Source organism: Sorangium sp. So ce1504 (assembly GCF_051521635.1).
Classification (GTDB): domain Bacteria; phylum Myxococcota_A; class Polyangia; order Polyangiales; family Polyangiaceae; genus Sorangium; species Sorangium cellulosum_B.
Map to the genome: position 1 here is coordinate 7577127 of NZ_CP150365.1, position 21548 is coordinate 7598674.

12 protein-coding genes are annotated in these 21548 nt (G+C 71.6%); 2 read left to right on the top strand and 10 right to left on the bottom strand.

The features are described from left to right. Positions 1 to 56: 56 nt before the first annotated feature. The 10 genes from WMF39_RS28485 to WMF39_RS28530 form a co-directional block, all read right to left on the bottom strand. Positions 57 to 2525, bottom strand: a complete 2469-nt coding sequence (locus tag WMF39_RS28485) for a SpoIIE family protein phosphatase (protein ID WP_437739630.1) — start codon at positions 2523 to 2525, stop codon at positions 57 to 59. Positions 2526 to 2545: 20 nt separating this feature from the next. Beyond that, complete coding sequence (locus WMF39_RS28490) at positions 2546 to 2923, bottom strand: hypothetical protein (protein ID WP_437739631.1); 378 nt, start codon at positions 2921 to 2923, stop codon at positions 2546 to 2548. Continuing rightward, a complete protein-coding gene (locus WMF39_RS28495; RefSeq protein ID WP_437739632.1) occupies positions 2904 to 3317 on the bottom strand; it encodes a hypothetical protein in 414 nt (137 codons plus the stop codon). Before WMF39_RS28495 ends, WMF39_RS28490 begins: the two co-directional genes overlap by 20 nt. Before the next feature lie 283 nt (positions 3318 to 3600). After that, positions 3601 to 6090, bottom strand: coding sequence for a SpoIIE family protein phosphatase (locus tag WMF39_RS28500; RefSeq protein WP_437739633.1), 2490 nt, complete (start codon positions 6088 to 6090; stop codon positions 3601 to 3603). Between the two features lie 17 nt (positions 6091 to 6107). Further along, positions 6108 to 6485: a hypothetical protein gene (locus WMF39_RS28505; RefSeq protein WP_437739634.1), complete on the bottom strand. Its 378-nt coding sequence runs from the start codon at positions 6483 to 6485 to the stop codon at positions 6108 to 6110. Continuing rightward, positions 6466 to 6921, bottom strand: coding sequence for a hypothetical protein (locus tag WMF39_RS28510; RefSeq protein ID WP_437739635.1), 456 nt, complete (start codon positions 6919 to 6921; stop codon positions 6466 to 6468). Before WMF39_RS28510 ends, WMF39_RS28505 begins: the two co-directional genes overlap by 20 nt. 183 nt (positions 6922 to 7104) lie before the next feature. Further along, entirely contained in the window at positions 7105 to 9585 is a 2481-nt protein-coding gene (locus WMF39_RS28515) for a SpoIIE family protein phosphatase (protein WP_437739636.1), read from the bottom strand. A 15-nt stretch (positions 9586 to 9600) separates the two neighbouring features. Then, positions 9601 to 9978: a hypothetical protein gene (locus WMF39_RS28520; protein ID WP_437739637.1), complete on the bottom strand. Its 378-nt coding sequence runs from the start codon at positions 9976 to 9978 to the stop codon at positions 9601 to 9603. Then, positions 9959 to 10492, bottom strand: a complete 534-nt coding sequence (locus WMF39_RS28525) for a hypothetical protein (RefSeq protein WP_437739638.1) — start codon at positions 10490 to 10492, stop codon at positions 9959 to 9961. Before WMF39_RS28525 ends, WMF39_RS28520 begins: the two co-directional genes overlap by 20 nt. Before the next feature lie 254 nt (positions 10493 to 10746). Next, entirely contained in the window at positions 10747 to 15330 is a 4584-nt protein-coding gene (locus WMF39_RS28530) for an nSTAND1 domain-containing NTPase (protein WP_437739639.1), read from the bottom strand. A 126-nt stretch (positions 15331 to 15456) separates the two neighbouring features. On the opposite strand from WMF39_RS28530, the gene WMF39_RS28535 reads away from it, so the two are divergent. Next, complete coding sequence (locus WMF39_RS28535; RefSeq protein WP_437739640.1) at positions 15457 to 16038, top strand: Uma2 family endonuclease; 582 nt, start codon at positions 15457 to 15459, stop codon at positions 16036 to 16038. A gap of 334 nt (positions 16039 to 16372) precedes the next feature. Then, entirely contained in the window at positions 16373 to 21508 is a 5136-nt protein-coding gene (locus WMF39_RS28540) for an AAA family ATPase (protein WP_437739641.1), read from the top strand. Positions 21509 to 21548: the final 40 nt, after the last annotated feature.

Here is a 21548-nt window from a genome sequence, read left to right on the forward strand (position 1 = left end):
TCATCGAGCGCCGTCATGCCGAGGCGACGCGACGGTAAGGGCAGCCTCGGGCGCTACTACGCCGGCGCGCGGTACCGCGCCACGACGACCGTGATGTCGTCGTCCGGGCTCGGGCACCACCCCTCGACCTCCCTCAGGATCCTGTCGCGGATCGCCTCGACCGGCGCGGCCTGCACGGCCTCGATGGCGGTGCAGAGCCGCTCCAGCCCGAACTGCTCGCGGTGCGCGTTGCGCGACTCCGTCACCCCGTCGCTGTAGAGCACGAGGACGTCCCCGTCCTCCAGGACGAACTGGGCGTCCCGTGTCACCTCGTCGATGACGGGCAACACGCCGATCCAGACGCCCGAGCTCGGGATGCACACGCACCGCCGCGTGCGCGCCGAGCACACGATGATGTCGTCATGCGCCCCGGCGAACGTCACCCGCCCGCCCCGCTCGTACCGGAGCAGGAGCAGCGTCGCGTGCTCGTCACGCTTCAGGCGGCTGCGCACGTTCTTGTAGAGCGCCTTGTTGAGCGCCGCGAGCAGCTCGCTCGGGCTCGCGCCCGGATCCCTGCTCGTCAGCGCCGACACCATGCTCTGGATCATCAGCATCACGAGCCCCGCAGCGAGCCCGTGCCCCGCGACGTCGCCGATCCCGAGCCACCCCCCCTCGGGCGTCGCGATGACGTCGTAGTAGTCGCCGCCCACCTCGGCCGCCGGCGTCATGGCCGCGGAGAGCTCCAGCCCCTCGATGTGCAGCTGCTCCGGCACCAGCGTCGTCTGGAGGCGCGCCGCGAGCGCCGTCTCCTGCCGCTCGCTCTCCTGCTCCAGCCGCTCGCGCAGCTCCACCTGACGCACCATCTCCCGGTGCAGCGCCACCGTCTTCACCGCGGAGCCGATCTGGAGCCGCAGCGCGTCGTAGACCATCTCGTTCATGCCGCTGTTCAGCGCCATCACCCCGAAATACTCGGTGTCGCCGAACGTGAGCGGCATCACGACGACGCTCGTGCGCTCGCTCGAGCTCAGGAACCCGGGAGGGGCCAGGGAGCGCGACGGGAAGCTCTCGGTGGGCGGCGTCACTGCGCGGCCGTCCTCCATCAGGAACAGCGTCTTCAGGGTGGCTCGCTGGGCGTCGTCGTAGAGCGAGACGGCGGCGCGCGTGAAGTGCAGCCTGGGCATCTCCGAGGCCAGCATGCGCTGGAAGAGGGGCAAGCTCAGGCACGTCGAGAACCACCGCCCGCTCCAGCTCAGGTCGATCGAGGCGACCTCGACGTCGAGGCGCTGCCGCCCCTCGACGCGCACGGACGCGCTCCCGATGAGGACGCGGCATGCATGCCACAGCTGCTCCAGGGCCTCGTTCACGGCGGCATCGCCCCCCTCCTCGACCGGCCGCCGGAGCCGCGCGCGCAGGAGCGTCACCACGCCCTGGAACAGATCGAGGAACACCCCCTCGCGCCCGGCCGTGTCGAGGACGCGCTCCAGCACGTGCAGGAAGCACCCCTCGTGGCCCTCGAGCTCCTCTTCCAGCGCCGACACGAGCCCGCCGGCCCAGCCGCCGAGCGACGCGGCCGGGATACCCACGGCCTGCTCGAGCGCCCGCTCCAGCTCGTCGCGCCGGCCGCCGAGCGACATCGCCCCGAGGCGCGGCGGGTTCGTGAGCGGCCGCATCGCGATCGCCTGGTACGCGCAGCCGCAGGACTCGCGCCGCGTGAGCTCGATCTGCTGCATGCTCCGATCCGGGACGGCCTCGCCGTCGAGCATGCGCAGGACCGTCTCGAGCGCGATCTCCCCGAGCCGCTTGATCGGCTGGCGGACCGTCGTCAAGGACGGCCTCGCGTAGCGCGCCACGCCCACGTCGTCGAAGCCGCACACCAGGATGTCCCTCGGCACGTGGAGGCCCCGCGCCTTCAAGAGCTCGATCGCGCCGAGGGCCATGTTGTCGTTCGCCGCGACCACGGCGTCGATCTCGACCCCGCGGTCCAGGATCTCGGCCATCGCGGTGCGGCCCGTGTCGATCGTGAACTGGCCGCTCGCGACGAGGCGCTCGTCGTACGGGATCGCGCGCGCGGCCAGCGCCTTGCGGAACGCGTCGGCGCGGATCCTCGCCTCCCCGTTGTTGACCGGCCCGCCGATGTACGCGACGCGCCGGCACGCGTGATCGTCGAGCAGGTGGCCGGCCGCCATCTCGATCCCGAGGCCGTTGTCCACGAGGATGCTCGGGATGCCCTCCAGCGGGATCCCGATGCTGCACAGGGGCATCGGCGCGTAGTCCTGGCAGAAGCGCTGCACCCCCTCGGCGCCGACGAAATTGCAGAGCGTCGCCGACGCGACCACGATGCCGTCGACCGCCTCCGCGCTGACGAGGCGGTAGATGCTGTTCTGGGCGGCCTCGGAGGGACCGTGGGCGGAGAGCGTCTCCCCGACGGCGATCACGAGGTTGACGTCGTGCGCCTCGGCGGCGCGCTCGACCCCGATCCGCAGCGCGGATTGGTACTCGCCGCGCACATAGTCCATCACGAGGGCGATCGTCCGGCGCTTCTTCATCTTGTCCTGCGGCTCTCCGGTCAGGTGTCCTCGATCGAGACCAGCTCCGGAGACATGCGCTCGAGCGCCGCCAGGCTCCGTCTTTGCCATCCTAGCCGCGCGTCCGTGCGGAACTGCACCTTGCACTTCACCCCCTGGCCCGCGAGCCCGCAGATGAAGCTGATGAACGCCTTCAGGCAGCTCGAGTTGAGAAAGTAAAGAGCCCTTATATCGAACTGCACCACGCTGATGGAGAGGCGCATGACCTCTCCCTGGAGGGCCTTGAGGCAAAGGCCGAGCGGCGCCGCCGCCGCCATGTCGCCCGTGCCGGTGAGCTTGACGCCGAGGGTGTCGTCCCTCAGGGTCGGCTCGATCCCGAAGCTGTCCGTGACGACAGGCTCAACCCTTAAACCGCTCATCTCCCCTCCATCCCGCAACCGGCGCCTGCGCGATGATCGTCAGCCTGCTCCCCTCGATCGTGTGGTCCACGTCGAGCCCGCCCTCCGCGCGCACCCGCGCGAGGCCGAGCCCGGATACCCCTTCTACCATCGCCGTCTCACAGATGAGTTCGTCATAGTGCTTCACAGGATCGCTCGCCGACCTCAGCGCGGAGAGCCGCCGCTCCACCTCGCGCAGCCGCTCCGGCGACGCCTCGTTCCGCGCGCGGATCACGAGGACCCGCGCGCCCTCGCCCTCCTCCAGCGCGAGCTCGATGCTGACCTCCGGGCCGGACGAGTACTTGATGAGGTTCTCGACGAGCTCGTGCGCGGCCATGTAGAACCGCGAGCTCGCACTCTCATCGTCCAGCACCATCCCACAGAAGCTGGACACCAGCCGTAACACCGCGCTAGCCATCCGTTCACTCGGGAAAAACGTGATGCACAAGAACGGTGAAGCGTCCTGGCTCAGTCCGGAAGCTAACACGGTTCACGCAGCGTACGTAATTCTTGCACCGGATCCAATCCCCGTTGGTCGGCCGTGTGCCCATGTAGGCGAGCGAACGATCGCGAGCGCCCCGGCGCGCTGTTCACGGCGTCCGTCTCGACCGCGCGCTCGCCGCTTCGCCGGGCGCGCTGGCCGCGCCTCGACCGATGCGTCAGGGCTGCCGGGGGGCGCGGTACCTCGCCACGACGACCGTGATGTCGTCGTCGGGGCTCGGGCACCAGCCCTCGACCTCGCCGAGGATCCGGTCACGAATGACCACGACGGATTCGGTCTGGACGGCCTCGATGGTGGTGCAGAGCCGCTCGAGGCCGAACTGCTCATGGTGGGCGTCGCGCGCCTCGGTCACTCCATCGCTGTAGAGCACGAGGACGTCGCCGTCCTCCAGGACGAACTCGGCGTCTCGCGTCATGTCGTTGATGGATGGCAGCGCGCCGATCCAGACCCCCGAGCTCGGGATGCACACGCAGCGGCGCGTCTTCGCGCGGCACACGAGGATGTCGTCGTGCGCCCCGGCGAACGTCACCCGCCCGCTCCGCTCGTACCGGAGCAGGAGCAGCGTCGCGTGCTCGTCCCGCTTCAGGCGGCCGCGGACGTTCTCGTACAGCGCCGCGTTGATGGCCGAGATCACCCTGGCTGGGCTCGCCCTCGGGTCCCTGCGCGTCAGCGCCGAGACCATGCTCTGGATCATCAGCATCACGAGCCCCGCCGCGAGCCCGTGCCCCGCCACGTCGCCGATCCCGAGCCAGCCGCCGTCGGCGGTCGCGAGCACGTCGTAGTAGTCGCCGCCCACCTCGGCGGCCGGCTTCATGACGGCGCAGAGCGAGAGCCCCGCGACCGACAGCCGCTCCGGGACCAGCGTCGTCTGGATGCGCGCCGCGACGACGCTCTCCTGGCGGACCCTCTCCTGCTCCAGCCGCTCGCGCGCCTCCACCTGACGGACCATCTCCCGGTGCAGCGCTGCGGCCTTGGTCGCGGAGCCGATCTGGAGGCGGAGCGCGTCGTAGATCAGCTCGTGCGCGCCGCTGCTGAACACCGCGACACCAAACTTCTCCTCGTCGCCGAACGCGACGGGGAGCGCGATCATCGTCGTGCGCTCCCGGCCTCCCAGGAACCCTTCGGGCGCGAAGCGCCGCACCGGGAAGCTCGCCGCCGGCGGGTCCACCTCGCGGCCGTCCTCCATCAGGAAGAGCGACCTCATGAAACCTCGTTGCGCCTCGGGAGCGTCGTCATAAAGCGACACCGCGGCCCGCGATATCCCGAGGACCGGCAGCTCCGACGCGAGCACGCGCTTCAGGCCGGGCAGGCTCAGGCACGTCGAGAAGCTCCGCGCGCTCCAGCTGAGGTACGTCGCCGCGAGCTCCACGGTCAGCCGCCGCTCCCCCTCGACGCGCATCGACGCGCTCGAAATGACCATGCGCGACACGTGCCAGAGCCGCTCGAGGGCATCGTAGAGAGCGACGCCCCCGCCGCCCGACGGCGGCCGGCCGAGCCGCTCCCGGAGCACGTCGATCACGCCCTGGAAGTGATCGAGGATCGCGCCCGCGCGCCCCGCCGCGTCGAGGAGCGCCTCGAGCGCGTGCCGGAAGCGGCCCTCCCGCCCCGCGAGCTCGTCCTCCAGCGCCGACAGGAGCTCGCCAGGCCAGCCATCGAGCGAGCCAGTCGGGATGGCCACGCTCCTCCTGAGCGCGGTCTCCAGCGACTCCCGCCGCGCCGCGACCAGGGACGCCCCGTCGCGCGGCGTCGAGGCCGACGGCGCGAGCGAGGCGCTCGCCTGGACCCTGCAGCCGCACGACTCACGGCACGTGAGCTCGACGTCGAGGAGCGCCACGTCCTCTACGACCTCGCCGTCGAGCATGCGCATCATCGTGTCCATCGCCTGGGCCCCGAGCCGCTTCATGGGCTGGCGAACGGTGGTGAGCGACGGCTTGGAGAAGCGCGCGATGAAGGCGTCGTCGAAGCCGGACACGAGGATGTCCTGCGGGGCGCGGAGCCCCCGCTCCGCGAGCAGCTCGATCACGCCGAGGGCCATCTTGTCGTTGGCGGCGACCACGGCGTCGACCTCGACCCCGCGGTCCAGGATGTCGCGTACCGCGACGCGGCCGCTGTCGATCGTGAACGCGCCCACCGCGAAGAGGCGCTCGTCGAGCGGGAGGCCGCGCGCCGCGAGCGCCCCCCAGTAGGCGTCGGCGCGCGCCTTGGCCTCCTCGTTGTTGGCCGGTCCGCCGACGTACGCGACGTTCCGGCGCCCGTGGACGTCGATCATGTGCCCGACCGAGAGCTCGATCCCGAGGCCGTTGTTCACGATGAGGCTCGGGATACCGTCGATCGCCATCCCGATGCTGAAGACGGGCAGCGGCGCGTAAGCCCGGAAGAACTCGCGCATCCCCTCGATGCCGATGTGATGGCAGAGGGTCGCCGACGCGACGATGATGCCGTCGACCGTCTCCGGGCCGATGAGCTGATAAACGCTGTTCTGGGCCGCCCCCCCCTCGCCGGGCAGCGCGAGCGTCTCTCCGAAGGCGATCACGAGATTGACGTCGTGGGCCTCCGCGGCGCGCTCGATGCCGAAGCGCACCTCGGACTGGTAGTCTCCCCCGACGTAGTCCATCAGGAAGGCGATCGTCCGGCGCTTCTCGCTCATCTCGCGCGGCTCTCGCGTCAGGTATCGGCGATGGAGACCAGCTCCGGAGACATGCGCTCGATGGCCGTCAGGCTCCGCCGTTGCCAGCCCAGCCTCGCGTCGGTGAGGAACTCCACCTTGCACTTCGGCCCCTGGCTCGCGAGGCCGGCGATGAAGCTGATGAACGCTTTCAGGCAGCTCGAGTTCAGGAAGTAAAGGGCCCTCACGTCGAACTCGATGGCGCTCACGCGGAGGCGCGCCGCCTCGGCGTGGAGGTCCTTGAGGAGCAAACCGAGCGGCGCGACAGCCGCCATGTCGCCCGTGCCGGTGAGCTTGACGATGAGGGTGTCCTCCCTCAGGGCCGGCTCGATCCCGAAGCTGTCCGTGACGACGGGCTCAACCCTTAAGCTGCTCATCGACCCTCCACCTCCCCACCGGCGCGTGCGCGATGATCGTCAGCTCGTTGCCCTCGATCGTATAGTCCACGTCGAGCCCGCCCTCCGCGCGCACCCGCGCGAGGCCGAGCCCCGACACCCCTTCTACCATCGCCGTCTCACAGATGAGTTCGTCATAGTGCTTCACAGGATCGCTCGCCGCCTTCAGCTCGAAGAGCCGCCTCTCCACCTCGCGCAGCCGCTCCGGCGACGCCTCGTTCCGCGCGGAGATCTTCATGACCCAGGAACTCTCGCGCTCCTCCAGCGCGAGCTCGAGGCTGACCTTGGGGCCCGAGGAGTACTTGATGATGTTCTCGGCGAGCTCGTGCGCGGCCATGTAGAACCGCGAGCTCACGTTGGCGTCGTCCAGCACCATGCTGCAGAAGCTGGACACCAGCCGAAGCACGCTGTTGGCCATACGCTCGCTCGGGTGGAACGAGATGCATAGAAACAGTGACCCGTTCGGACTCGGTTCGGACACTGACACGATTGGCGCAGCGTACGTGGTTCTCAACCCGGATCCAATCCCTTCTGCTGACACCGACGATAGCGCTCATGTAGGAAAGCGGGCGGCCTCGGGCCACAGTTGCCACAGTTACAGTTATCGAGGCGCGCTGTACCTCGCCACGACCACCGTGATGTCGTCATCGGGGCTCGGGCACCAGCCCTCGACCTCGCCGAGGATCCGGTCCCGGATCGCCTCGGCGGGCGCGCTCTGGGAGGACTCGATGGTGGAGCACAGCCGCTCGAGGCCGAACTGCTCGTGGTGCGCGTTGCGCGCCTCCGTCACGCCGTCGCTGTAGAGCACGAGGACGTCCCCGTCCTCCAGGACGAACTCGGCGTCTCGCGTCATCGCGTCAATGGCGGGCAGCGCGCCGATCCAGACGCCCGAGCTCGGGATGCACACGCAGCGGCGGGTGCGCGCGCGGCACACGATGATGTCGTCGTGCGCCCCCGCGAACGTCACCCGCCCGCTCCGCTCGTACCGCAAGAGGAGCAGCGTCGCGTGCTCGTCCCGCTTCAGCCGACTGCGGACGTTCTCGTACACCGCCCCATTCACCGCAGAGAGGATGTCCCCGGGGCTGGCGCGCGGGTCGTTGCGCGTCAGGGCCGAGATCATGCTCTGGATCATCAGCATCACGAGCCCCGCCGCGAGCCCGTGCCCCGCGACGTCGCCGATCCCGAGCCAACCGCCCTCGTCCGTCGCGAGCACGTCGTAGTAATCGCCGCCGACCTCCGCGGCCGGCTTCATGACGGCGGAGAGCTCGAGGCCTTCGACCGAGAGCTGCGTCGGCACCAGCGTCGTCTGGATGCGCGCCGCGACGACGCTCTCCTGGCGGACCTTCTCCTGCTCCAGCCGCTCGCGCAGCTCCACCTGCCGCACGACCTCCCAGTGCAGCGCCGCGGCCTTGACCGCCGAGCCGATCTGGAGGCGGAGGGCGTCATAGACCATCTCGTTCGCGCCGCTGTTGAGCACCGCGACACCGAACTTCTCCTCGTCGCCGAACGCGACCGGGAGCGCGATCATGCTCGTGCGCTCCCGGCCTCCCAGGAACCCTTCGGGCGCGAGGCGGCGCGCCGGGAAGCTCTCCGCCGGCGGCTCCAGCTCGCGCCCGTCCTCCATCAGGAAGAGCGCCTTCATGGTGGTGCGCTGCGGGTCGTGCGCGGTGTCATAGAGCGACACCGCGACCCGCGAGAACTGCATCCGCGGCAGCTCCGACGCCATCATGCGCCGCAGGATGGGCAGGCTCAGGCAGGTCGAGAAGCTCCGCGCGCTCCAGCTCAGGTAGAGCGACGCGAGCTCCACGTTGAGCCGCTGCTGCCCCTCGGCGCGCACGGACGCGCTCCCGATGACGATGCGCGAGGCGTGCCAGATCCGCTCGAGCGCCTCGTCGAGGACCGCATCCCGGAGGGCCCCGTGGCCCCGGCGGAACTGCTCGCGCAGGAGCGTGATCATGCCCTGGAAGTGCTCGAGGATCGCGCCCTCGCGCCCCGCCGCGTCGAGGAGCGACTCGACCGCGCGCAGGAAGCGGCCCTCGGTCCCCTCGAGCTCCTCCTCCAGCGCCGACAGGAGCAGGCCGGCCCAGCCGTCGAGCGATCCGGCGGGGATCGCGACGCTCTTCTCGAGCAGGCGCTCCAGATCGTCCCGCTGGCCAGCGGACGGGAGCGGCGCGCTCCACGCCTTGCTCGAGGGCGCGCCCGCGGGCTCCACCTGGTACCCGCAGCCGCAGGACTCGCGCAGCGTGAGCTCGACCGGGAACAGGTTGTACTCGGGGACCGGCTCGCCCTCGATCATGCGCACGATCATGTCCACGGCGCGCGCGCCGATGCGCTTGATGGGCTGGCGGATGGTGGACAGCGACGGCTTCGCGAAGCGCGCGATGACGGCGTCGTCGAAGCCGCACACGGGGAGGTCCTTCGGGACGCTCAGGCCGTGCGCCTTGAGCTCCTCGACGGCCCCGAGCGCCATGTTGTCGTTGGCGGCGACCACGGCGTCGAACGCGACCCCGCGCCCGATGATCTCTCGCATCGCGGCGCGCCCGGTGTCGATCGTGAAGCTGCCGAACGCGACGAGGCGCTCGTCGAAGCGGAGCGAGCGGTCCGCGAGCGCCCTCCGGTAGGCGTCGGCGCGGACCTCCGCCTCCTCGTTGCTCGGCGGCCCGCCGATGTACGCGACGCGCTGGCACCCGTGGTCTTCGACGATGTGTCCGACCGAGAGATCGAGCCCGAGGCCGTTGTCGACCACGAGGCTCGGGATGCCGTCGATCGCCATCCCGAGGCTGCAGATCGGCAGCGGCGCGTAGGACCGGCAGAACCGCTTCATCCCCTCGATGCCGACGTGGTGGCAGAGCGTCGTCGAGGCGACGATGATGCCGTCGACCGTCTCCGCGCCGATGAGGTGATAGATGCTGTTCTGGGCCGTGCTGGCGGCCCCGGGGAGGGCGAGCGTCTCCCCGAAGGCGATGACGAGGTTGACGTCGTGCGCCTCGGCGGCACGCTCGACGCCGAAACGCACCTCGGACTGGTACTCACCTCGTACGTAGTCCATCAGGAGGGCGATCGTCCGGCGTCTCTTGCTCATCCCTGCGGCTCCTGCTCAAGCGTCGGCGATGGAGACCAGCTCGGGGGACATGCGCTCCAGCGCCGTCAAGCTCCGCCGTTGCCACCCAAGCCTGGCGTCCGTGACGAACTGTATCTTGCATTTCAGCCCCTGCGCGGCTAGACCGCAAATGAAGCTGATGAACGCCTTCAGGCAGCTTGAGTTGAGAAAGTAAAGAGACCTTACGTCGAACTCCACGGCACTCACGGAGAGGCGCACCACCTCCGCCTGGAGGGCCTTGCAATAGGAGCCGAGCGGCGCGGCCGCCGCCATGTCGCCCGTGCCGGTGAGCTTGACGCTGAGGGTGTCCTCCCTCAGGGTCGGCTCGATCCCGAAGCTGTCCGTGACGACGGACTCAACCCTTAAGCTGCTCATCTCCCCTCCATCTCCCAACCGGCGCGTGCGCGATGATCGTCAGCTCGTTCCCCTCGATCTTGTAGTCCACGTCGAGCCCGCCCTCCGCGCGCACCCGCGCGAGGCCGAGCCCCGACACCCCTTCTACCATCGCCGTCTCATGGATAAGCTCGTCGTAGTGCTTCACCGGATCGCTCGTCGTCTTCAGCTCGAGCAGGCGCCTCTCCACCTCCCGTAGGCGTTCGAGAGAGGCCTCGTTTCGCGCGCGGATCTTCAGGATACAGGAGCTCTCGGTCTCCTCCAGCGCGAGCTCCAGGCTGACCCTGGGGCCCGTCGAATACTTGGTGATGTTCTCGGCGAGCTCGTGCGCGGCCATGTAGAACCGCGAGCTCACATTCGCGTCGTCCAGGATCATCCCGCAGAAACTGGACACGAGCCGCAGCACCGCGGTCGCCATGCGGTCGCTCGGGAAGAACGTGATGCACAGGAACAGTGATGCATTCAGGTTCGGTTCGGACGCGGGCACGATTGCCACAGCCTACGTCGTTCCCGCAGCGGAGCCAACGCCTTCTGCTCTCGCGCGAGCGCGCGGGTGAGGGCAGACCCTACAATACGGCGCGACGGCGGGCTTTGGCTTTGACCTGGCGCGTCGGCAGCGGCCTCACGGCCGCGCTCCTTCACTGGCGCGCGGCCTCACGGCCGCGCTCCTTCACTGGCGCGCGGCCTCACGGCCGCGCTCCTTCACTGGCGCGCGGCCTCACGGCCGCGCTCCTTCACTGGCGCGCGGCCTCACGGCCGCGCGACGAGCCGCTTGCCCTGGGCCCTCAGGTTCGACACCGCTTCTCCCACGCGCTGGGCGAGCGGCAGCCCCCGGGGGACCACGAGGCCGGTCGCCCCGCCCACGCGGCCGAAGGACCATGAGAGCACCGAGCCGTCGGCGTCCCACGGCGCGAGCCGCTCGCGGCCGTCGGACGGCATGGCGCCGACGATCTCGTGCCGCTCCAGGTCGAGCGCCGCGATCCGGTCCGCCGACGAGAGCAGCAACGTCTTGCCGTCGGGCGCGGCGGCGATGTCCTCCCACTCCGCCCCGCTCACGCCCTCGAGCACCCGCTCCGTGAGGCCGGCGCGGCGGATCACGACGACGCCCGTCGCGTCCGCGAAGGCCGCGTCTCCCGGCAGCGGGCCGTCCGCGATCGCGGTCGCGCGCGGCGTGGCGTACCCGAGGACCCGCACCTCGCCCCGCGCCTCGTCGATGCGCGCCAGCGCGCCCGAGCTGAACGCGAGCCATAGCCCGGGGCCGACGTCGCCGCGCGCGGCGCTCGGGCGCGCCTCGTAGACATAGCCGTCGGTCACCGCGATCGTGCGGGACGACAGGTCGCGGAGCGACGTCGCGACGACGTTTCCGTCGAGCTCCTGCGTGAACAGCGTCCGGCAGGCGGCGTCGACGCCGAGCACGAGCGCCGGCGCCCTCGGCACCACCTCCACCGTCGCGCCGGTCGTCGCGTCGAACAGCGTCCACACCCCCTCGTCCCGCCGGTACGCCATGAGCCGGCCGTCGTCGCAGGCGCGCAGCAGGTGGCCCCGCCGCGCGGCCGCGCGGCGCCGCGAGCCCTCGTCGTACAGGCGCACCTCGCCGCCGATCTCGAAGGCGACCACGCCCCCGCGCCGCAGCGCGGCCGCGGCCGAGGCGGCCGCGCCGCGCACCTCGGGGCTCCCCTCCGGGTCGAGCCCCTCGAACCCGAGGAGGCGCTCCGCGGCGGGCGCGCCCGGACTGAACAGGACGAGGTCGCGCGTGAGCACGCGCCGGTCCGGCAGCCGCCACCCGCCGAGGAGCGCGTGCGGGCCGACGTCGCGCTCGGCGATGTCGGCCATCTCGCCGCGCGCGCGCAGCGGCCGCGGCGCGCCCTTGCCCGGAGACGCCTCGCACGGCGAGCCCTCGGGCGGCGGATCGCCCGCGGCGCGACCGCCCTTCCGGAGGTAGTGCCAGGCGCTGCCGCCGCTGCCGCACACGCCCAGATCGAGCCCGCCCGCGTCCCAGCGCGCCGACGCGGGCGCCGGATCCGTGTCGAGCTCGAAGAGCGGCGCCTCGGGCCGGTCGAGGGCGTAGATCGACGTCCTGCTCTGCTGCACGAGCGCGATCACGGGATCGCGCGGGCTGAAGCGACCGAGCACGGCGGGCGCGCCCAGGGTGATCTCGGCGCCCGCGCCGCCGCCGGGCCCCCAGAGCAGCGCCCTGCGCCCGAGCACCGCCGCCACGCGCGCGCCGTCGGGCGAGACGCCGAGCACGTTGCCGCGGAACGGGTGCCGATCGACCGCCTCGGCGCCGCCGCCGCGCCGCATGTCCCAGCGCGCGATCCCGCCGTCGGTCGAGCAAGCGAGGACGGGCGCCGCCTCGGCCGCGTGGACGGCGCTGCTGCAGCGCACCGGCGCGACCGCGGCCAGCGCGACGGTGCCGCCCTCCCGCAGCCGGAAGACGCGGACCTCGCCGGTGACCGAGCGCGTCGCGAGCGCCGTGTCGAACGCGAACGGCACGCGCTCCACGTGCGGGGCGTCGTGCGGCCGCAGCGCGAGGACGCGCGGCGATTTGGCGCGCTCGATGCTCTCCGGGTCGGCGTCGAGCGCCACGTCGTCGATGACCTCCGGGTCGGGCGGGCGCAGGTCGGCGACGAGCAACGAGCCCCCGGGGCCGCCGGCGATGACCCACCGATCGTCCCACGGCAGCGCCGACCCCACCACGCCGTCGACGGTCAGGAAGCGCGCGCGCGGCAGCCCCACCGCGGCCGACGCGAGATCGAGCGGCAGCGCCGCGTCATCCGCGCGCCGCGCGAGGGCCGCGGCGATCCACGCGGCGCGGTGGTACGGGTCCTCCGTGCGGCGCGCCTTGCCGATGAGCTCGGCGAGCTCGGCGCGCTCCTCGGCCTCGCGCGCCTTGGCCTCGGTCTGCGCCTGGCGCGCCGCGGTCCACCGCTCGGCCATGAACGCCGAGGCGACGGTGAGCCCGAGCGCCAGGGCCGCGCCGATCTTCTTGGCGCGCTGGGCGCGGGCGCGCCGGAGGCTCTCGCGCACGAGCGCCTGCTCGCGCCGCGGCAGCCGCGAAGCGAAGGCCGCGCTCTTGCTCACCTGCTCGAGCAGGTCGCGGCGCAGGAGGAGATCGGGGCTCTCGCCGGAGCGATCCCACACGTCGGCGGCCTCGCGGAGCCGCTCGAGCAGGATGAGCCGCTCCATGTGCAGCGCGCGGGTGGCGGCGGCGTGCGGCCAGCTCGAGACGAGCGACTCGTGGGCGAGCTCCACGGACCTGTCGCGGCGGACGAGGAGGCGCGCGCGCTCGAGGGCGCCGAGGACGCGGTCGACATCGTCGGGCGGCGCGGCGACGGCCTCGGCGAGCTCTGCCTCGACCCAGCGGACGCGCGACCCGTCCATCGCGCCGAGCCGGAGCAGCGCCTCGTCCGCGATCGCGCGGTCCTCCGGGGCGAGGGCGGCGAGGGCGGCGTCGGCGTGCCGCGCGAGGGCGCCGCGCACGCCGCCGAGCTCCTGCCAGGCCTCGCCGCTCAGCGCGCCGCGCCGGTCGCGCGCGCGCTCCCACCACGCCGCGAGGGCGAGCGCGATGAACGAGAGCGCCGCGCCGCCGCTCCGGAGCTCGCGCTGCGCCTCGGCCGCGACCTGGGCGAGCCCGCGCACCTCGGCGCCGGCGAGCTTCGCCGGGCCTGCGACGAGGTCCTTCACGGCGGCGGCGGCGGGCAGCCCCACGTAGCGCAGCGCGGCCCGGAGGCCCTCGCCGGCCGGGGTGGCGAGGAGGGCCGCGGTGCGGTCGTCGGCCTCGTCGAGCACGCCGATGAGCCGGAGGCCTCGCCGCGGCTCGCCGGTCGCGAGCGCGCCCACGAGGGCGGCGAGGCGCCCGTCGCCGAGGGGCGCGACGGGGTCGACGATCAGCGCGACGCCGACGGGGGACGCCATGCAGAACCTGGTGAGGGCGTCGAGGTCCGCGGCCTCGAGCTCCGGCGAGACGGCGGCGAGCGCGCGGGCGAGGGCGCCGTCGGGGTGGTCGCCCGGGGTGAGGCGCGCCTCGATCCAGTCGTCCTTCTGGTCGACGTGGCGGCGCGCGAGGTGGGGCACGAGCCCCGCGGAGGCGAGCGAGCTCTTGCCCGATCCGCGCGGCCCCTGGAGCACGACGCACGGCTCGAACTCGAGCTCGCGCCCGAGGCGCGCGGTGTCGTCGTCGCGCCCGAACAGGAGCCCCTCGTCGGTGGACGAGAGCGGCGCGAGGCCCCTGTACGGACGTTCGGGGACGCCGTGGGGCCGCTCCCAGACCTCGTCGATCAGCTGCGTCAGCTTCCCTGGCGCGACGCGCCGGTGCGCTGGATCGACGGACAGGAGCCGCTGGAGGAGCGCGACGAGGCCGCGCGGCAGCCGCGCGGGGTCGCGCTCGAGGTCGCGCATCGTGCCGCGCAGGGTCGCGGCGCGGAGCTCGGTCCACCAGGCGGAGACGCTCGCGGGGTCGGAGCAGTCGTCCGGCTCGTCGGGCACGGCGTGCGGGAGGCGCCCGGTGGCGAGCTGCGCGATGCAGACGGCGAGCGCGTAGGCGTCGGTGGCGGCGGTCGGCTCGGCCATCTCGAGCACCTCCGGCGCCATGAAGCCCGGTGTTCCGATGACGTTGCGCGCGGCGGCGGGGCTGTCCGCGCCGGCGAAGGCGCGGCGCGTGGAGGCGTAGACGTCGCGCTCGGCGAGGAAGGCCGCCGTGCCGAGGTCGCCGCCGCCGCTGTCATGGCCGCCGCCGACGGCGACGGCGGGGGCGCGGGAGACGGGGGCGCCTGCGCGCCGCGAGATGCCGAAGTCGAGGACCTTGAGGGCGCCGTCCTGGGTGAGGAACAGGTTGGCGGGCTTGAGGTCGAGGTGGACGACGCTGCGCGCGTGGATGACGTCGAGCGCGCCGGCGACGTCGCGGGCCCAGGCGACGACGCGGCGCCAGGGGATGCGGCGGCGGAAGCGGATCAGGTCGGCGAGGTTCCGGCCCTCGAGGAGCTCCATCGAGACGAACGGGGTCTTCGGGGCGCCGTGGAGGATGCCGGCGGCGTAGATGGTGACGAGCGACGGGTGGCGGAACGAGGCCAGGAGCTTGGCCTCGTCGGCCCAGTCGGCGGCGTCAGCGAAGTCCGAGACGAGGAGCTTGAGGGCGACCTCGCGGAACGGCGCGCCGTCGGGCAGGAGCTCCTCGGCGCGCCACACGTCGCCGAAGCCGCCGCGGCCGAGGCGGACGCGGAGCCGGTAGCGGCGGTCGAGCACGTCGCCGGGGGCGTGCGCGAGCCCGCCCGCGGGCATGGGCACCGGGCCCGGATCGCGGGAGGAGCTCCCCTCGTCGACGAGCGTGCGGTCCATCGCGAGACGACGGTATCACCGGCGCGGCGAGAGGTGGACGGTCCCGCTCACCGCAGTCCCCGGCGCCGCGGCAGTCCGCCCGGCTGCGCGTGGACATCGGAAGCCCGGCGCGCGACACTGCCGCACATGGGAGAAGCGGCGCCGCGACGGAAGCTCTCGCCGGAAGAATACCTCGATCTCGAGCGCGCGTCGGAGGCGAGGCACGAGTACGCGGGCGGCGAGCTCTTCGCGATGTCTGGCGGCACGTTCGAGCACAGCGCCATCGCCGCGAACATCGGCCGACTGCTCGGCAACGCGCTGGGCGAGCGCGGATGCGTGGCGCTCAACTCCGACATGCGCATCAAGATCCCCGCCGCGGATCGCTACGTCTACCCGGACGGCTCGGTCGTCTGCGGTCGTCCCGAGTTCGAGGACGAGCGGCGCGACACCCTCCTGAACCCGGTCCTCGTGATCGAGGTGCTCTCCGACTCGAGCGAGGCGTACGATCGCGGCGACAAGTTCGCGCATTACCAGACCGTGGCGTCGATCCGAGAGGTCGTCCTGGCGTCACAGAAGGCGCCTCGCATCGAGGTGTTCGCGCGCCAGGCCGACGGGAGCTGGGTGCTCCGGGTCTATGGCCCCGGCGCTCGGGCTGCGCTGTCGTCGGTGGGGTGCGAGATCGGCGTGGACGACGTGTACCGGGGCGTGCTCGCGGCCGCCAACCTCTGAATCCGCGGTTTCAGCGACACCGCATCGAACCAGTCCACCAGCGCTGTAGCGGGAGTCGCCCCGGTTCAGGACGAAAACCGTCATGGCGCCAAGTTCGCCAATTCGCTCCATTCCCGCACGGAATGCCCCGGGGAGACGCCCCGAGGACGCCGCGCGAGGTCGCGAGGAGCGCTGAGCGCGCTGAGCGCCGCTAGGCTGGACTTCCATGCCTTGCCGCGTATTCTGCCGGCGGGCGGGTCTCTGCCCGACGGGGGGACGGCGGATGCTCGAGCCGATGTGTGGGGGGCGTCACGCTCCTTTGGATGGCTGACGCGGAATACGGGGTCTTGCTGCAATGATCGATCTGTCAGGTCATACGCTGTTCGAGAGGGTATATGAAGGCTCCGAGACCGTGCTGTACCGCGGCCGCCGGAACGAGGACGGCGCGCCGGTCGCGGTCAAGATGCCTCGGTCCGAGTTCCCGACGGCCAGGGATCTCGCGCGGCTGCGGCGCGAGTTCGCCATCCTGCGGGACGCGGGCGAGGTGGCCGGCGTCGTCAGGGCGCACGCCATCGAGAAGTGCGGCAGAGGCCTCGCGCTCATCATGGAGGACCTCGGCCCCTCCTCGCTGCACGCCGTCCTGAAGGCGCGCAGGCTCGACGTGGGCACGGCGCTCCGCACCGCCATCGCGCTCGCGGGCACCCTCGACACGCTCCACGGACTCCGGATCATTCACAAGGACATCAAGCCGCACAATATCCTGATCGACGAGAAGACGCAGCGCCCGCGGCTCGTCGACTTCGGCATCGCGGCCCGCCTCTCGAGGGAGACCCCCGAGACGCTCCCGCCGGACGCGCTCGAGGGCACCTTGTCGTATATCGCCCCTGAGCAGACTGGCCGCATGAACCGGAGCGTGGATCTGCGCGCCGATCTCTACTCGTTCGGCGTCACGCTCTACGAGATGCTGACAGGGGCCCTCCCGTTCCAGGAGGGCGATCCCACCGCGCTCATTCACAGCCACATGGCGCGCATGCCGACGCCGCCGCACGAGCGCGCGCCGGGGGTGCCCCACGCGCTGTCGGACGTGATCGTGAAGCTCCTGGCCAAGATGCCGGAGGATCGATACCAGAGCGCCCGCGGGGTCAAGCTCGACCTGGAGGAGTGCCTCCGGCGGTGGGAGGCGACGGGCCGCGCCGATCCGTTCCCGCTGGGCCAGCACGACCGGCCGCTGGATCTGCGCGTTCCCCAGCGGCTCTATGGCCGGGATCACGAGGTGAACGTGCTCCTGTCCGCCTTTCAGCGGGCTCGCCGGGGCGCGGCCGGGCTGGTGCTCATCTCGGGCTACTCCGGCGTCGGCAAGACCACGCTGGTGAACGAGATCCACAAGCCCATCGCCCGTCATGGAGGGTATTTCGCGAAGGGAAAGTTCGATCCGATCAACCGGGACGTCTCGCTCGCGTCGGTGGCGCAGGCGTTCCGCGAGCTCATCCGGCAGGTCCTGACGGAGTCGGCGGCGGCCGTCGAGGAGTGGAGACGCAAGCTGCTCGCCGCGGTCGGCGCGAACGGGCAGCTCCTCATCGAGCTGATCCCGGAGCTCGAGCTGATCCTCGGGCCTCAGCCGGCCGTGCCGGAGCTCGGGCCGACCGAGGCCCGGAACCGCTTCGATCTCCTGGTGCAGCGCTTCCTGCGGGTCTTCGCTGCGCCGACCCACCCGCTGACCCTCTTCCTCGACGATCTGCAGTGGGCCGATCCGGCGTCGCTCAGGATCCTCGAGCGCCTCCTCACGGACGTGGAGGGCAACCATCTCCTGATCATCGGCGCCTATCGGGACAACGAGGTGGACGCCGCCCACCCGCTGCACGCGACGCTGGGTGAGCTTCGCAAGTCGGGCGTGGCGATCGCCGAGCTCACGCTCAAGCCCCTCGACATGCCGACGGTCACACAGATCGTCGCCGACACGCTGAGCGCGCGGCCGCATGCGGTCGCGCCGCTCGCGACGCTGGTCTTCGAGAAGACCGAGGGCAACCCGTTCTTCCTGGGCCAGCTCCTCGGCGAGCTCCACGACGCGGGGGCGCTGTGGTTCGACGCGCCCTCGGAGGCCTGGGCATGGGACGTGGCGCGCGTCCGGGAGGCGGTCGCCGCGGACAACGTCGTCGACCTCATGCTCGACAGGCTGCACCGGCTCCCGCCGGCGACGCAGCGCGCGCTGAAGCTCGCCGCGTGCCTGGGCCACACGTTCGATCTCACCACGCTGGCGGCCGTCCACGAGAAATCGCCCGCCGCGACGGCCGCCGACCTGTGGGACGCGCTGCGCGGGGGCCTGATCGTGCCGCGTGACAGCGATTATCGCTTCTTCGACGAGAGCGCGGACACCGAGCCCTCGGCCCCCCAGGAGATCAAGGTATCGTACCGGTTCCTGCACGACCGGGTGCGCCACGCGGCCTACTCGCTTGTCGAGCCTTCGCGCAGGGAAGCGCTGCACCTGGCGATCGGCCGGCTGCTCTGGGCGCGGGCCGGCGAGCCGCCGCCGGACGAGGACCTGATCGAGATCGTCCGCCACCTGAACCTGGGCGCGCGGGGCATCGCCGACGAGGCCGGGCGGCTGGCCCTGGCCCGGCTCAACCAGCGGGCGGGCAGGGCGGCCAAGATCAGGACAGCCTATCGGGCGGCCGCAGACCACTTCAGCGCGGGGCTAGAGCTCCTCGGGGACGCGCGCTGGGCGCGCCACGAGGAGCTCTGCTTCGCGCTCAGCCGAGAGAACGCGGAGTGCGTGTACCTGAGCGGCGCGCCCGAGCGGGCCGAGGTGCTCTTCACGTCCCTCATGCCCCTGGCGCGGTCGAACGTGGAGCGGGCGCAGATCTACAGCCTCCGCGTGCTGCTCCACGTGACGCTGGGGAACCTCGCGGACGCGGTGCGCCTGGGCGGCGAGGGCATCGGCATCCTCGGCTTCACGCTGCCGAGCAGCGAGGCGGAGCTGCAGGCGCGCGTCGGGGCCGAGCTTGCAGAGGTGGACGCGAACCTGGCGGGCCGGCGCATAGAAGACCTGATCGACGCGCCGGTGATGGACAACCCGGAGCAAAGGGCGCTCGTCCAGCTCATCAGCGATATGATGGGGCCGGTCTTCTGCCTGAGGCCGGAGCTTTACCCGCTGTTCGTCCTCAAGCAGGTCAACATCTCCCTGCGGTACGGCCACGCGGACGTGTCCGCCCTCGCGTACACCTCGTACGGATTCCTGCTCGCGGTCTTGCAGGGGCGCCCCGCGGACGGCCACGCGTTCGGCCGCCTCGCCATCACCTTGAGCGACAAGTTCTCGAACGCCGCCCTGGCCGCCAGGGTGAACTACGTCTTCGCCACGTATTCCCACCTGTTCCACGACGTGCGCGACGGGATTTCTCGCTTCCTGCAGGCGCGGCAAGGGCTGCTGGAATCGGGCGACTTCGCCCATCTCAGCAACGTATGGAACTGCGTGACCAGCAACATGTTCACCGCGGGCTATCCGCTCGAGGAGCTACGCGAGGAGGTGGAGCGAGGCCTCGTCGTGTTACGGCGAACCGGGGACGTCAGCGGCACAGCCGTGATGACGCTCATGAGGCAGGCGATCGCGAGCCTGCAGGGGCGGACGCGGGCCCCGGGCAGCCTGAGCGACGACCATTTCGACGAGGACGAGTTCGTCGCGCGCCTCAAAGAGAGGGACTTGATCGCGGGCCTCTTCTTTTACGCGCTGCTCAAGCTGCAGCTTCCCTATCTGTACGGCGACTGCGAGAGGGCCGCGGCGCACGCCGCGGACGCCGAGGCCTACGGCGCCGGCATGCTCGGTCTGTATCAACCGACGAAGCTGCATTTCTACGCTTGCATGGCGTTCCTCGCGCTGCCCGCCGCGGCGTCGCCCGAAGACGCGGAGCGCCGCGCGCAGACCATCACCCGCCACAAGGAGCGGATCGCGGGCCTCGCCGCGAGCGCCCCCATGAACTTCCAGCACCTGCTGCTGCTCATCCAGGCCGAGGAGGCGCGCGTCGCCGGCGACCAGCTCGAGGCCATGGGCCTTTACGACCGGGCGATCTCCCTGGCCCGGGAGAACGAGTTTCCTCACGACGAGGCGCTCGCGAACGAGCTGTGCGCGAAGCTGCACCTCCACGAGGGCAGGACGAAGGTGGCGCGCGCGTACATGGCGGACGCGTACCTCGGCTACCGGCACTGGGGAGCGACGGCCAAGGCGGACGCGCTCGCGCGCGATCACGCCGCGCTGCTGCCCTCTTCGAGCGACAGCGTGCCGATCTCTTCCATCCCCTCGGCGACGTCGGGCCCGGCGCACGCGGGGACCATCCTCGGCCGGACGACGGTCGGCAACCTGCGGGATGCCGCGCTGATCGTGCGCGCCGTGCAGGGCATCGCCGGCGAGACGGAGCTCGAGCGGGTGATCGAACGCCTGGTGACGCTCGTGCTCGGGAACTCCGGCGCGCAGCGGGGGGCGCTCGTCCTGGAGCGGGACGGGCGGCTCTTCGTCGAGGCGACCTTCGGGGTCGAGCCCGGGACGCTCGCGCTCGGGCCGAGCGAGCCGCTCGATACGCGCCCCGACCTGCCGCACAAGGTGGCGCTGTTCGTCGCTCGCACCCGCGAGCCGCTGGTGCTCGACGACGCCAGCGCCGATGCCAGGTTCTCCGACGATCCCTGCATCCTCGGGCAGGGCACGCGATCCGTCCTGTGCCTTCCGCTGCTCCACCAGAGCCGCATGAACGGCGTCCTTTACCTGGAGAACAACGCCGCGAGCAGGGCGTTCAACGCGAGCCGCGTCGAGCTGCTCGGCCTTCTGTCGTCCCAGGCCGCGATATCCATCGAGAACGCGCTGCTCCTCTCGGGCATGCGGGAGGTGAAGGAGCAGGTCCAGAACGCCAACCGGCGGCTCGAGGCCGAGGTCGCGCAGCGCACCGAGGAGCTCCAGCGCTCCAACACGCAGCTCAGCGCGAGCAACGAGCGCCTGCAGATCGAGCTCGCGCAGCGCGAGCAGGCGGAGCGGGAGCGGGCCGCGCTGCAGCGGCAGATGTTCGAGGCGCAGCAGTCGAGGCTGGCAGAGCTCTCGACGCCGCTCATCCCGATCACCGACCATATCATGGTGATGCCGCTCATCGGCACCATGGACGCCGCGCGGGCAGCTCAGGTGCTGGAGGTCGCGCTCGACGGCGCCCAGCGCCACGAGGCGCGCGTCGTGATCCTGGACATCACCGGGATGAAACACATCGATACCCAGATCGCGCAGACGCTCGTGGGGACCGCCAACGCGCTGCGGCTGCTCGGCACGGAGGCCGTGCTCACCGGCACGCGCGCCGAGGTCGCCCAGGCAATGGTGGGCCTGGACATCGAGCTGAAGTCCATCGTCACCATGGGCACCCTTCAGAGCGGCATCGCCTATGCGCTCCGCCGCGCCGGGCAGTCGACCGGGATGAGCGCGCCGCTGTCCTCGGGGCCAGCCCGCGCGCGCCCGCCGGCGAGGTGAGGGTCGGGCGGTCACGCTCAAGACCGATCGTGAAAGTCAG

Bases quoted from the DNA above. Each gene is read 5' to 3' on its own strand.
- WMF39_RS28540 (WP_437739641.1), top strand. From the start codon at position 16,373: ATGATCGATCTGTCAGGTCATACGCTGTTCGAGAGGGTATATGAAGGC.
- WMF39_RS28505 (WP_437739634.1), bottom strand. From the start codon at position 6,485: ATGAGCAGCTTAAGGGTTGAGCCCGTCGTCACGGACAGCTTCGGGATC.
- WMF39_RS28500 (WP_437739633.1), bottom strand. From the start codon at position 6,090: ATGAGCGAGAAGCGCCGGACGATCGCCTTCCTGATGGACTACGTCGGG.
- WMF39_RS28485 (WP_437739630.1), bottom strand. From the start codon at position 2,525: ATGAAGAAGCGCCGGACGATCGCCCTCGTGATGGACTATGTGCGCGGC.
- WMF39_RS28490 (WP_437739631.1), bottom strand. From the start codon at position 2,923: ATGAGCGGTTTAAGGGTTGAGCCTGTCGTCACGGACAGCTTCGGGATC.
- WMF39_RS28520 (WP_437739637.1), bottom strand. From the start codon at position 9,978: ATGAGCAGCTTAAGGGTTGAGTCCGTCGTCACGGACAGCTTCGGGATC.
- WMF39_RS28510 (WP_437739635.1), bottom strand. From the start codon at position 6,921: ATGGCCAACAGCGTGCTTCGGCTGGTGTCCAGCTTCTGCAGCATGGTG.
- WMF39_RS28495 (WP_437739632.1), bottom strand. From the start codon at position 3,317: ATGGTGCTGGACGATGAGAGTGCGAGCTCGCGGTTCTACATGGCCGCG.
- WMF39_RS28515 (WP_437739636.1), bottom strand. From the start codon at position 9,585: ATGAGCAAGAGACGCCGGACGATCGCCCTCCTGATGGACTACGTACGA.
- WMF39_RS28530 (WP_437739639.1), bottom strand. From the start codon at position 15,330: ATGGACCGCACGCTCGTCGACGAGGGGAGCTCCTCCCGCGATCCGGGC.
- WMF39_RS28535 (WP_437739640.1), top strand. From the start codon at position 15,457: ATGGGAGAAGCGGCGCCGCGACGGAAGCTCTCGCCGGAAGAATACCTC.